The 12,557-nt window shown below is 58.9% G+C and carries 14 protein-coding genes and 1 tRNA gene; 4 read left to right on the top strand and 11 right to left on the bottom strand.

Annotation, left to right across the window (positions count from 1 at the left end; genetic code table 11):
* Positions 1-203 (bottom strand): hypothetical protein (locus tag DDF70_RS37685; protein WP_205772561.1); only part of this gene is annotated, 203 nt, incomplete at its 3' end.
* Positions 204-314: 111 nt separating this feature from the next.
* Here DDF70_RS37685 and DDF70_RS32575 point away from each other — a divergent pair.
* Positions 315-584 carry a hypothetical protein gene (locus tag DDF70_RS32575; protein WP_114948756.1) on the top strand — a complete coding sequence of 90 codons (270 nt, stop codon included), beginning with the start codon at positions 315-317 and terminating at the stop codon, positions 582-584.
* A gap of 143 nt (positions 585-727) precedes the next feature.
* Positions 728-1,000, top strand: a complete 273-nt coding sequence (locus DDF70_RS32570) for an SWIB/MDM2 domain-containing protein (protein WP_114948755.1) — start codon at positions 728-730, stop codon at positions 998-1,000.
* 272 nt (positions 1,001-1,272) lie between these two features.
* Here DDF70_RS32570 and DDF70_RS32565 read toward each other — a convergent pair whose 3' ends face one another.
* The 3 genes from DDF70_RS32565 to DDF70_RS32555 are packed head-to-tail and all read right to left on the bottom strand — an operon-like array spanning position 1,273 to position 5,254.
* The gene (locus DDF70_RS32565) at positions 1,273-1,662 is read right to left on the bottom strand and encodes a cupin domain-containing protein (protein WP_114948754.1); all 390 of its coding nucleotides are present in this window, start codon (positions 1,660-1,662) and stop codon (positions 1,273-1,275) included.
* Positions 1,663-1,697: 35 nt separating this feature from the next.
* Positions 1,698-2,381: a hypothetical protein gene (locus DDF70_RS32560; RefSeq protein WP_114948753.1), complete on the bottom strand. Its 684-nt coding sequence runs from the start codon at positions 2,379-2,381 to the stop codon at positions 1,698-1,700.
* A gap of 35 nt (positions 2,382-2,416) precedes the next feature.
* On the bottom strand, positions 2,417-5,254 hold the full coding sequence (locus tag DDF70_RS32555) for a DEAD/DEAH box helicase (protein WP_162820843.1): 2,838 nt from the start codon (positions 5,252-5,254) through the stop codon (positions 2,417-2,419).
* 250 nt (positions 5,255-5,504) lie between these two features.
* Here DDF70_RS32555 and DDF70_RS32550 point away from each other — a divergent pair, with 250 nt between their 5' ends.
* Positions 5,505-6,158: an SOS response-associated peptidase gene (locus DDF70_RS32550; RefSeq protein WP_114948758.1), complete on the top strand. Its 654-nt coding sequence runs from the start codon at positions 5,505-5,507 to the stop codon at positions 6,156-6,158.
* Between the two features lie 780 nt (positions 6,159-6,938).
* Here DDF70_RS32550 and DDF70_RS32545 read toward each other — a convergent pair.
* The 7 genes from DDF70_RS32545 to DDF70_RS32510 all read right to left on the bottom strand — a co-directional run bounded on the left by DDF70_RS32545 (position 6,939) and on the right by DDF70_RS32510 (position 11,390).
* A complete protein-coding gene (locus DDF70_RS32545; protein ID WP_114948751.1) occupies positions 6,939-7,508 on the bottom strand; it encodes an SLATT domain-containing protein in 570 nt (189 codons plus the stop codon).
* Positions 7,501-8,817 (bottom strand): nucleotide-binding domain-containing protein, encoded by a 1,317-nt coding sequence (locus DDF70_RS32540; protein ID WP_114948757.1) that lies wholly within the window; start codon positions 8,815-8,817, stop codon positions 7,501-7,503. Before DDF70_RS32540 ends, DDF70_RS32545 begins: the two co-directional genes overlap by 8 nt.
* Positions 8,818-9,572: 755 nt before the next feature.
* Positions 9,573-9,761, bottom strand: coding sequence for a hypothetical protein (locus DDF70_RS32530; RefSeq protein ID WP_114948749.1), 189 nt, complete (start codon positions 9,759-9,761; stop codon positions 9,573-9,575).
* 214 nt (positions 9,762-9,975) lie between these two features.
* Entirely contained in the window at positions 9,976-10,239 is a 264-nt protein-coding gene (locus DDF70_RS32525) for a hypothetical protein (protein WP_114948748.1), read from the bottom strand.
* A complete protein-coding gene (locus DDF70_RS32520; protein ID WP_114948747.1) occupies positions 10,236-10,451 on the bottom strand; it encodes a hypothetical protein in 216 nt (71 codons plus the stop codon). Before DDF70_RS32520 ends, DDF70_RS32525 begins: the two co-directional genes overlap by 4 nt.
* 40 nt (positions 10,452-10,491) lie before the next feature.
* Positions 10,492-10,567: transfer RNA gene (locus tag DDF70_RS32515), tRNA-Ile, on the bottom strand.
* A 145-nt stretch (positions 10,568-10,712) separates the two neighbouring features.
* Positions 10,713-11,390, bottom strand: coding sequence for a CYTH domain-containing protein (locus DDF70_RS32510; protein ID WP_114948746.1), 678 nt, complete (start codon positions 11,388-11,390; stop codon positions 10,713-10,715).
* Positions 11,391-11,555: 165 nt separating this feature from the next.
* Here DDF70_RS32510 and tnpC point away from each other — a divergent pair.
* A partial coding sequence (gene tnpC, locus DDF70_RS32505; protein ID WP_114948108.1) for an IS66 family transposase occupies positions 11,556-12,557 on the top strand: 1,002 nt, incomplete at its 3' end.

Raw genomic sequence — 12,557 nt, 5'->3', positions numbered from 1 at the left:
ACATACTGGTCGCATCGGGTTGAGCGCTGCTGCTTCGGAGCCTCCGCACATTGAGTGTAGGCCTGCCGAAGAGCCGGTGGCGGATCGAACGATTCAAAGACCTCCTGGGCGGGCGTTCGAGTGAGCTTTTCATGGGCAAGAATAAGGCCGGCCGGACCCGCGAGGATGAGGATCGCTATGAAGCCGTGATGGATCTTTCGCATCGGCTTACGTCGGGCCTTTATGGTTAAGACGGAGTTAACCTATTCCCCATGACATAGACGCGTGTAACTGCATAGCATAGCGGACTATGCCGAGCCTAAGGATGCGAATTGATGACAGAGCGCTCCGAGCGAGAGGACGATCAACCTGAAACAGATGCAAAGGCCAGCACACCGCAGCTGGATCGACTGGAGCAGCTGGCCAATGCCGCTGCCACTGCCGCCCAAGCAAAGCAGTGGCGCGCACGCAAGAACGGTATCAATCAAGAGGAGGAAGCATCGGAGGTCCGCGACCTCAGTAACAACGCTGAGGCCCGGGCTCGGGCAGAGGAAGCGATGCGGCAGATGATGGCAAAGCCACAGAGCAAACGACGTGGATATTGATGGTCAGACCTCTTATCTAAAACATTCATTCTGACATTTGGACGATCAGAGCGGGATTAAGGAAGTGTTCAGCCCTTGCTGGCCATGGTCTCGCCCCCTTTGCCCCTGTAGAGAGCAGCGAGGCACAGTTTAGGAGTTTTACAATGACCGAAGCCAAAGCCGCTAAGAAGCCAAACCCCGCTCTGGCGAAGCCGCTGCAGCCTTCAAACGAGTTGGCAGCCGTTGTCGGATCGTCTCCCCTGCCCCGCACGGAAGTGGTGAGCAAGGTGTGGGAGTACATCAAGGCCAACAACCTGCAGAATCCTGCGAACAAGCGGGAAATCCTGGCGGACGACAAGCTTCGGGCCGTGTTCGACGGCAAGGACAAAGTCAGCATGTTCGAGATGAACAAGCACTTCGCGCAGCACCTGTCCTAACGGGATGAATGCCCGGTCCAAGCTTGGTTAACGTGCACCAATTGTTAAGCTTGACCGTAGCAACATGCAGATACCGGGCGCATTGCGTATCTGCCCGCACAATCTCCATAGCCCCCAACGCTTGGAGCTAGCCCTGGCTGAGGTCCCTTACACTCTCGGCTGGGGCTTTCTATTTGGAGCAAGAGCCAGTTCCATGGACAGGGTCGAATCGTGAAAGGCTCATTCGCAAGCCTAACAGGTCCAATGGTTTTGAGCACGTGAGCCTTGATGGGTTATGAGGCCGGCAATTCGAGGCCGTTCGGGAGCGAGACCCAGATGACCGTCTGTGCCTCTGGAGAATGGCGGGACAGATGGCCTTTGCCGTGTGTGTCCTCCACCAACACGAAGCTCCCCGCTGGAACGTGGCGCACCTCTCCATCGCTCGTCTCGTAGTCAACCGAACCATCCAGCCTGACCGTCAGCACCGGCTCCGGGACTGTATGCCAAGCGACCTCACGCATGCCCGCTGGGATATGCGTGATGCGGACACGGGATGCCGGGTAGTTACCTGTCACGTCGAATGGCACGGCATCGGGATGCACCTGCCTCTTCATTGTCGGCAATTCGACTTCATCGAAATGCGAATCCCCATCCGGGGTGGCATAGATGCGCAGGCACTTCATTGCGGCGGGCGCCTTCTGTCCACTATTCTTTGCCGCTATCGAAAGAGATCCGGTCCCCAAACGCATTCGCGATGTCCGGGAACGCGATAGCATGCATAACGATGTTTCCCGCCATCCTGGCGCCTGTCGATCGAGATCTCTGTCCCAGCGGCAATCCTCTCGCAGGAGCCATTTTTGTAACTGCGTTCAAGGTAGTCGATCAGAGCCGCTTTGTCGTTCGCCAGACCCAAGTACGTCTGGAAGTCTTTCAAATCCTTGCAGGCGATGAAGCTGTATTGGCTGGCAAGCGAGGGGTGCCGACCCGGAGGTTCGGGTTCGTCCGCTGCCATAAGGGCCCATATGCCCTTGCGTTTCTGTGGGCCATAGTCGTCCCAGGCAGCCGAACACGCACCTGGTCGGGCAGCCGCCACAAACTTGGACATCTCCTGCAGTGTAATATCAGTCAACAGCTTCTTCGACTCTGAGCTCACGACATCCCAGAGCGAGGCCCCCGGGTAGATCGACTTGATTGGATTGTATCGGAGCTTGTAGCCGCAGCGCTCGACCGCGAGCCTCAAATAGATACCGAGTCGAGCCGTTTCCAGTTCACTGGCGGAGAGAGTTCTGTTGGTTTGGGCAGATACAGCCCCTGCCATCATCGAGAAGCACAGGAGCGTCAGTGCGATCCACCGATGGAAGCGGTATCCAATCTTGCTATGTGTGCGCCTCGTCAGGGGCACAAAATTCTCCATCGCTATTCGGGGCATATTGGTCGTTACGAAGCCAGGGATGCCGGTTTCTGGGAGCGCAAGTATGCATCCCGATTCTTCTTGAATGTTGCCGCCTTCTCCAGATCCTTCAGAACCTTCTTCTGCGCCGTTACCTGGCGCTGGGCATATCGGGCGCAGAGTCGAGGGAGCAAGAACGGAATTGCAATCTCACTCCGGTTCTTGCCGATCGCATCCTGAACAAGCTCGACCTGCTCTCCGGGCAGCGGCATCCCACCTTCCTCCCCGAGGAGTAACAAGAGGTTCATCACAGCAGAAGGCATCGCTCTGACGAGTTCCTTCCCGGGCTTCGCAGCTGCAATCTCGAGATACTCAGTCCTTGCGAGCGTGATCGTCAGTGACTGGTCCTTGCTCAGGGGACCATCGGCAAGATCGGTGAGGTACTCCCGGAAACTCTGCTCCCGCGCCCGGGCTGCATCGTCATGGCGACCGAACCCTGCCTTTTGCCGGATCCACTGCTCGCTGGGGCCTTTCGGGCCGACTGCGACGATGGAGGACTTGATCAGCCCTTCGGCGAGACTCGGGCGGAGTTGCTCTTCCTTCTCAGGGTTGTCGATGATGAAAAAACGCACGTTCGTGTTCGCCACGATCGATTTGATTTCGGGCAGTACGCTCGGGTCGAAGGTCGTGACAGAGAAAGCTGTCGGCTTCCCGCCAAACGCATAGGGATAGAGGTCGGCGAACCGCTGGCGCAGCCGGCAGTAGGCGGCAAGGAGATCACGCCTCTGCGGGGTGAGCTGGTTGGGCCGATCCAGAACAACCGAGCGGAGGTCCGGCCGCAGGCTGTGAGCACCGGTTGCCCGCTCGACCAATCGGACAGCCGCGACATTGAGCAACTTGGCGAGCAGTCCTGCCTTGTCCTTCAGGAGATCGATGGCGGCCGACATCTGAGTCGCGTTGCCTGGAGGCGCGAACCCAGTGAGCCACGGGAGCGCGAGCGGTCGCGCCTGCTGAAGGCTCGTCAGGAACCGGCGTTGCTTGTCCGTCGGGCTGGCGCTTTCATAGTCGCCATCGTGGCGGATGCCGACGAACGCAACGTACTTGCGGGCAATGTCCTGCGTTTTGCAGAGGAATGCCTGCTGCGCCCCCGTCCGTTCGTCGTGGGTGGCAACCAGCCAGCGCGGGAGGTCCGGAGCCGCGTCCTCATCGAACAGGCCGAACTCTTTGAGATCGCAGAACAGCGCCACGCGGCTTGAGTATTTCTTGGTCTCCGAATCGTACCGCCGCATTCCGGTCGCCAGCAGACCGGCCGCAAAGGGCTTCGGCACCGGAAGGGTGTCCTCGTCACCGATTTCCATCGTGGGGTCGAGCGGATCGTCGTACTGCTCGCTGTCCCCTTCGCCCATCCGCAGCCGGATCTGACGCTGGCGCTCCTCGATCTGCTCACGAAGGCTGGGATCTTTGTCGAACCAGGCCTCGAACTGCTCCCGAATCGGTGCAGCGAGTCCGCGGACCTGACGACGGCAGCGTTCCGGATCGTTCCGGCGCATCGCGTCGATGTCGCTGAAAATCCGCAGGATAGAATTGCCGACATCGACGAAGACCTGGTGGGTCTTGCCCGATGCCTTGTGCGCCCGTTCCCCTCGTCCGCTGATCTGTTTCACCGGCCCGATGGAGCGCTCCTGGCAGGCCAGGATGTTCAGGTCCGTCTGCGGAACGTCGGTTCCGACGCCCAGGGCATTCACGTTGACCAGAATGTCGAAGCCGCCGGCACGGGCAGCGTCCAGAAGATCGTCACGCCTGATCTTGCGACCGGGCTCCTCGCCCTCCTTCAGCCCTTCCTCTGCGCCGTTGCGCCAGACGCGGATCTCGCCGGCCACGACAAAGGCTACGCGGGGCTTCTCCCCTTCCCTATCGTGATTGGGAGGGAGGCTTTCCTGAGCCAAATAGCCGGAGATCTCCTTGGCAAATTCCACGCTATCGCAATGGATCATCGCCAGGGTGGCGCTGGCCGCACGCTTGGCCCAGATCCTGGCGACAGCCGCCACGATGAGAGCGGCGATGGCCTTGTTGCCCTCGCTTGCTCCTTCCTTGAAGAAGCGGGAGAAGGCTTGCTGGGAGGCTTGGTCGACCGATTTGTTCTCAGCCAGAAGCGCGAGGAAGGCACTTTCGATAAGCCGGACAGCGTCGGTGCCGAGATGAGCCTCGAATTCACCGGTGGCAATGTCGAACCTAGTTGAAACTGTGCGGCCCGTCGCCAGGACCTCATCATAGGTGGCGACGTCGATCAGGTCGTGCTCGATACTAGCGCCAAAGGCGTCCAGCGGGTCTTTGCCGTCGGTCCGGAACGGTGTGGCGGTCAGGACAATGCCAGAGCCACCGGCATGGGCAACCCGGGAGAGGACCTTGGCGAGCTCGTCTGCCGCAGCCTTATGGCCCTCGTCAATGAGAACCACCCCTCCCCTTTTGCCAAACCTGTCGAGGGAGCGCAGGAAGTCCTCGTCATCGAGCTTGTTGACGAGAGACATATTGGTGGCGGGGATCACCTCTGCGTCGAGTGAATTCCGAATCATCGGCCCATCGCCGATTACCTCATTCTTGGCGACGTAGAACGCCGTCTGGGCGGCTTGGACAGCCGGAACACTCTGGAACTGAGCATAGTTCTGGCGCAGCAGGCTCACGTCGGGATGCAGCACAAGGATCGGCTTGCCTAGGTCGATCGCGTCCTCGGCGGCCCCGGCCGCCAGTAGACTCTTGCCGCTTCCAGTGGGTGCAAGCACCGCACCTGAGCGTCCCCGTCGAATAGCCTCACGAACGGAAGCAGCAATCCTGGCCTGATAGGGCTCAGCCTGCTTGTCACCGATCCGTCGGCTGAGTTCCGACACGGAGGTTTGAGGCAAAGGTTCCGCAGGATTGGAGATTGGCCGCATCGGTCAAGGATCTGAAAATCAATGGAAAACGAGTGAGGTGGCGGACCGAAAATGCGTCATGATTCGCAAATCAAAACGCGGTCTGCCGATTGCCCTGATTATACCCTGAAGGGTTGCGCGGGGCAGCGCTTATTGTCACGTTGGGCGCAGACAAATGCTCCAGGATGAAACGAACGCCCGGATGCCCAGACGGAAGGTTCCACCCGTGTGCAATCTCTATAGCTCGTACGCAACACAGGCCTCGATGCGGCAGGTCTTCGATGTAACCCGCGATAGCGCAGGGAACCTCCCTCCCCTGCCAGCGATCTTTCCAGACCAGATGGCGCCGGTCGTCAGAAATCATGACGGCGAGCGCGAGCTGATCCAGATGCGCTGGGGCTTCCCGCCGCCGCCGAAGGTCGGGAATCATCCGGTGACAAACGTGCGCAATGTCGGATCACCATTTTGGCGTGCCTGGCTCAAGCCGCAGTACCGAGCGCTGGTGCCTTTGACCTCCTTCTCAGAGTACAAGGATACCCGTCCCCGAAAGACACCCGTTTGGTTTGCCCTAAATGACGAGCGCCCCCTTGCCGCCTTTGCTGGCATTTGGCGACCATGGACCGGCGTACGTGGAACGAAGGCTGATCCTGTTGAAGGTGAACACCTGCTCTATTCCTTTCTGACATCAGAGCCGAATGGCGTGGTGGGGCCAATCCATCCGAAAGCGATGCCGGTCATCCTGACCACGCCCGAGGAATATGACGTTTGGCTCAATGCGCCTACTGAAGAGGCTTTGAAACTTCAGAGACCGCTTCCCGATAAAATGCTGCAAATTGTTGCAGAAGGGGAGAGATCAGACCAAGCAAAGGTGCCGGTTTGAACGGACGCCGTCACAGCCGGAGCATGCGGCGCTACCATCGCCCTCGCAACTCAATTCGATGAACAGGCCTATGAGCTGCAAATAGCAGTTTGGTAAACAGAGCGAGGCTCTGAACTGTGCAATCCGGCCCATGCAACTTTGCTGCAGCGCATTAAACAAAAGATTTAACCTCGGTAGGTCTTAGTTTGGTGCGGGCGAGATAAGCATTCTTCAACCAATATGCTGTACGCTCCTACGCGCTATGTACCCATTTCCTAATGTAGCAATAAACTTCACGGCCGCTGGGAGCAGCGGCCGTTTTTTTGTCATGGCGCATGCGCCAAAGACCCTTTTGACAGGTTATGTTTAAGCGCTCGTACGCTGGCGGATTCATATTTGGCTCAAGTCTGTTGTGAGGGCGCCGGTAGCTTCAGACATACCTGCCGAGCGAACACACGCTCAGCCGTGTCTCGTTCAGAATAATCCGCTTGGCTATTATAGGAGAACGCCAACTCTGATTGAGGTGCTTACAACAGATGGACCCTGCATGTGCATGATGACTACCGAGATAGGCGCACTCACTTTGGGCTGCTCCAGCAAGCTTTCATAGAACTTACTTTTCTAGATGGTTAGCTCTGACGTCGCCCCAAATTTCCGTCATCCCTTGGTCTGTCAGACTGATTACTCTTTATCGAAGTTTTTCAGAGTCGCGCGACCGTCAACCGTTAATTCGGGGCTGAGGCTCCATCCTGTGAGAACCTCTACATATAGTCCTTTAGCTCCGACATCGATTTACTTTCGTTAGAAAAAGATCAGGTACGTACCACCCCAAAGACAGGCGACGGCAAAGAACACCAGGGCAATCCTGAGAGACAGAGGTACCATGTCGTTCCAGGTAAATTGCCTCTGCTTATCAATCCAGCCCCTTTCCTGCTGGGCGAAAAACTTGTAGTGGGCATACCAGTCGCTGAAAAGGATCTGTTTGCTTATTGAAGCGGCGTAAAACTGCCCCTCTAATTCCTGCAGCCTTGCGTAGCTGGAATTGACATCCGCGCCAGCTTCGACGGAGTGGTAAAGGTCGCGAAGATGGTTGTAGATTTTGGTGAGCTTCTTACCCGCTCGATCGTATTCCTTTCCCTTGTAGCCGTTGATATAGACGGTGCAGCTCCCCAGTATAGCGAGAACGGCTGCCGCGAACTTTGTGCCCAGAAAATCCAGCACGAGCGACCCTATGCCGGCGGCCGTTGATATGAAGCCGATCCAGCCTGGAATCTTCTCGACTAAGTCGAAAGTCGCAAAGTGCTTCTTCGCGCCGAAGCCGACATTATAGCCTGTAGCGGCTATGGATTTAAGCAATCCAGCTTTATCCACCTTGAGCCCTTTCCGCGCTGATGGGAACGTGAATTCGGTCGGTGGCGACCACTACACCATCCTTGACCACATAGCACTCCACAACGTGGTCCCCTCTGAAATCGGTGCTCTCGCGCCGTTCATAATGTCCTTCGTCCCTCACGATCTGTCCGCGAATGCAGTCGCGCCTCACTGCCACTGGCCCACGGTTCAGGACTTTCCAATAGAGCGTGAACGGCGATGGAACGGTGGTTTGCGTCACAAAGAACCGCAGCCTCTTCTGCTGGAGAAGAATAGCGCTCGAAGCCAGAAGATGGCGCAGGAACGACGGGCGGAAGCCGGCCTGCGTCACCTCGCAATCTAGCTCGATGTCGTACCGGATGTCGATTGGGAACATGTCATCGATGAAATGCTCTGTGTTGCGTGCCGTGAATCCGTCCGACTTGATCGCGGACTCAGCCAACTCAGCGGCGGGTCTTGGCGGGAAATTGCGCCCATAGACCTTGCGCCACCGGTCGTTGCGGTACTCCTCGTTTTCAGCCTCGATGGCTTTCAGGCAAAGTTCGTGCGCCTTTTTAGCCTTTTTCCGAAAATCCTTTTTGACTTTGACCCTCTGATTGCTGCCAAGAGCAGCGTAATATTCCTGCTTGGGCTGGTCCGCTAGGAACTTGAAAAAATCTCGACTCATATGATCGTAATAAAGGTAGCTTCTATCGTTATATTCGTCGGTCTGCTTCAAGAAGTTATAAGCCAGGGTATCTATCAGCAGTCCTCCCATCGCCACGCCGTGCTTATTCTTCCACGCTCTCACCATGCGGGCTAAGCGGCGCAGGTTGTTGTTCTTCTGCTCGTTAAACTCCTTCATAGCCTCGATTTCACCGCGAGGCTTGGTGATCTTCCAGCTGCCGTCACCATAGCTGTCGGGGTAAGAGAACGATCCGTCGCCCTGCTCAAAGACGGGCTGAACCTCGATGTGGAAATACTTGTAGAGGACACGGACCACGAGACGATCCACTTTAACGGTGGTTGAAGGGTAACGGTCGCTGATCGCGTCGGCGCAGGCTCTTAGCAACCGGTACTGCCCACCATTCTTATAGTCGTTCCACTTTCCGGCCGGCATGATGTAGATCATGTCTAGATCGGATACACCCTTGATCGCTGTTGAACGCCCGTAGGAGCCGACCTGCAAACTATTCGCGGTTTTAGATTCCGTGTCCCGGAACTTCTTGTTGAGCGCGGCCGTGATCTCGCCGTACCGGAGTGAGATGGTCTCGCCATTGTCGATCCTGATATTGTCCAGAAAGGTTCGGAAGGCGTCCGCGGTACTCATGATGCACTCTAGTCGTAGTAAGTTGCGCAACTGGCACAATGCGTGAATCTGATATGATGGGGACTTCGGGAGCGGGTTGCCACTGGTGCGATCACGACGTGGCGAGAAACCTGTGGATCGGGCCACAGCGCGCCTCGGTGGAGTTCACCATCACGACGAAATTCATCAAGGTTGCCGCAGAACTTGATGCAATAGCCCGGCGGCAGATCCCATTCGCCGCCGCAGTGGTGCTTACTCGCGTCTCACAGGACGCCTAGCCTGAGTTGCGGAGCGGGCTACGTGGCTGCATCACGAACTGGAACGGCTGGGCCGCTCGTGTTCGCGATCTCCGTAGCCTCTTCGAGCACCTGGAAGAATCTGACTACCTCAACTTAAGGGTGGTATCGGGCCCGGATTTTTCGAGAACAGTGTGCCATCTATCAACTTATACTGGTGGCAGACTACGGGCTTGTTATTGTGGGAAACGCCAGCGTACCAAGTCGGTTCGTACACGCCCCTGTCCACAATCAAAGGAGAGCTGCGCTACGGCCAGCTTTCGCGAATACGTAGTGACCTCGCTGCAACCTTTGAGCATACCCGGAAATCTATGGCACCTTGCGCGCTCTGGTAAAGAGAAGCGCCCTGGGCGTAGCAGAGGCGCTTCCCTTCCAGGGAGATTCGGCTCCCCAGCCGTTCCTTCAAGGACGCGGCCAATATGCCTGATGGCCAGCGCTTTGGCTGTATCGGAATCAGCACAGGCGCCGAACAATATGGCCTTAGAGCGCGGCCAGCAGCAGGCTCACGCCGATCAGGGCCGCAAAGGAGACGGCAAACCGCACAGCGGCTTGTGTGAATGTCGGGGCCTGTGTCGGAACAAAGACAGGCGCTGCAACCTCGGTCGGCGGCATGATGAAGACCTCAATGAACTCGGCGGGTTCTGGAAAATGGTGGAGGGGGCGATCCAATTGTGTCGCTCGGCGACGCTATGTGTCCGATTTCGGCGCTGATGTCTGTAGCCGGCAGGTCACACGGCGGGACTTGATGCGCGTGATCCGCTGGCTTTTGAGAGCAGCATTGCCGCTGGCTTAGGATGACGTACATTCAAGCTGTGGGTCATTCCCTTGGCACACCCGCGCTCCGGTCGAGGTTTCAGACAGCGCCTCGGCCGGGGCGTTTCTCTCATGCACCCTGAGACGCGGTGCCTCGGTTGTTGGTCTTCACGGCGGGTTGGCCGAGCCAAGCGCACAGCTCTTCCAAGGACGGAAAGCTGTGCTCGATTTCCCGGAATGGTGCGGGTCGCTCGCCCTTGGGCAGCTGCTCCAGCAGCTCGGCGGTCCAGATGTAGGGCTGGCGCAGGCCGCTCCTGACCACGCTGGCCACGATGGTGTCGCCGAGGAGAAGGTCATAGGCGCCGGGCGCGAGCTGGATCAGGCTGTAGGTCATTGTCGGTTCTTGTCAGAGGCGAGTTGCCGATCGATCCACTCACGGGCCTTGGCGAGGACCGTCTCCCGCTCCGGGGCCATGATCAGGGTGGGCTGCCGGTCGGGCCATTCCAGGAGAGCCATCCAGTCCAGGCCGCTTGAGCAGAGGCGGATGCGATAGCCGTGATGGTCGACGAGGTCGGCGTCCTGAGAGGGAGAGGGATCGGTCATCATGGGATGAGCGAGTAAGCCTTTGCTGGGCTGGATTGACACGTGGTGGGCCTGGAGGGACTTGAACCCCCAACCAGACCGTTATGAGCGGCCGGCTCTAACCATTGAGCTACAGGCCCCACCTTCCGCCATCCGCCTCTTTGGCGGATGGCTCATGCCTCCCCTGACACAGGCACCCGCAGCGGATCAAGTGGCCAATGGTGCCGCCGCGGCATCCCGACACAAGTTCTCTCTGATGCGAGCTCAACCGCCTTGAGGACGCGGTCAGCGCCGTTGCGGCTGCAACGAACGGGCGAGTTCCCGGATCACACTATCCTCGATGTTGAGCCCATCGAACTCCTGTTCTGCCTCTGGATCCAACGCAGCTTCGGATGGCTCGGTTACCCGCGATACCTCAGTCGGTTGCGGCTGGGGCTCGTCAGCACGGTTGTCCAAGGCGTCAAGCAAGCTGTGGAGGGCTTCATTCGTGACTTCGACCTCAGGAGTGGCTGGCACACCGGTGAGAGCCAGAGAGCGGACCTGGTAGGCGGGTTCACTGGTGACCTCGGGACCGAACCAAGCCGGCGGTTGGAACTTGCGCGCTGCCTTGTCTTGTTTGAACGTTATACTGATCAGATCGAGCGGTGTCGGGGTGACGAACCGCTGGAGGGTGGCGCTGTGCGAGCCAATGTTGATCGGGATGCTCAGGTACTCGGCCTGTCCGGCGGTGAGCTCAAGCAGCGCCTCGGCTTGAGCCCGTGAGATCTCAGCCAGTTCCTCGCGCGGACCGGCGGCATGATGGGAGGTCAGGACGAGGTGACCGGCATCGCCTGAAACCTGCACATGAGTGCTGCGGCCCGTCCCTTCAGGAAAGAAGCCCTGCCGAACGAGGTTACCGCCCCTCTCCTTCTCGACCAGGCGAGCCAAAGCGGAGGCGAGCAGAAAGACACGAGTGGTAGTCATCGGTTCAGCCGTCCACGAAGGTGCTGCGGGTCAAGCCAGTTCCTCTCAAGCTAGGGCTTAAGGAGGAGCCAGGGAAGGGACTTGGACAATCTCTCCCGGGCAGGCGCTCAATCGGTAATTACCCAGGCCCTTGCGCGAACGGGAATTCACTGATTCCCTGGTGTGATGGGCCGCAGCGATCTTGAGCGTCTGAGCAAGGAAGAGCTGATCGAGCTGGTGCTGCGGCTGCAGCGGCCGCAGAAGACCTCGCGCACATCGTCCAAGCCGCCCGCGACCGATCGCAAGGAGCGGCGGGATCAGGCCAAACCCGGTGGCGCCAAGCCGGGCCATGAAGGTCACAGCCGGCTCATCAGCACCACGCCCGATGAGGTGGTCGAGCACCGTCCTGACCGGTGCTCCTGCTGCTCAGCCGTCCTGATGGCGGGGCTGCCGGGGGAGACGATCAGCATCCACGAGCAGATTGACCTGCCAGAGGTGGCGCCCCGCGTCACCCAGCATCGGCGCCTGGCGGTGAACTGCCCAGCCTGTGGAACGCGGGTGGTCGCGCCCGTGCCGGACGCCGCCAAGGGGACACCGTTCGGGCCCCGCGTCCATGCCATGGCAACTTATCTCAAGACCTTCCAGGCTCTGTCCTATGAGCGGCTGCAAAGCGCATTCGCCGATCTGTTTGGGCTGACCCTCAGCCAGGGCGGGCTCATGAACCTGCTGCGCCGGGCGCAGAATGCTTTCGTGGCCGAGCGCGACAAGGCCATTGCGGCGTTGCGCCAGGCCCGGGTCGTCGCTTCCGATGAGACCGGCGTCCGGATCGAAGGCTCGAATGCCTACCATTGGGTGTTTCGCTGCCCCAACGCGGTGGTCCATCACGCCTCCCCGACCCGCGGCGCCATCGTGGTCCGGACCATGATGGATGGGCACCGGCCCGAGGTCTGGTGTTCCGATCGCTATAGCGCTCAACAGGGCCACGCCGACGCCCATCAGACCTGCCTGGCCCATCTCGCTCGTGACGTCGCCTATGCCGATGAGGTGAGCGAGGATGTGCTGCCCTCCCGCCTCAAGCTGTGGCTGCACCGGGCCTTTGCCCTGGCTGACGGGATCGGGACCCTCGCCGCCTCGACCCTGGCCCGCAAGCGCCGCGCCCTGGAACGCAGTCTGGATGATATCCTGGCC

The sequence above is a fragment of the Microvirga calopogonii genome, from assembly GCF_003347665.1.
GTDB classification, from domain to species: Bacteria; Pseudomonadota; Alphaproteobacteria; order Rhizobiales; family Beijerinckiaceae; genus Microvirga; species Microvirga calopogonii.
Note: the sequence above shows the minus strand (reverse complement) of the source record. Positions and strands in the feature narration are given on the sequence as shown.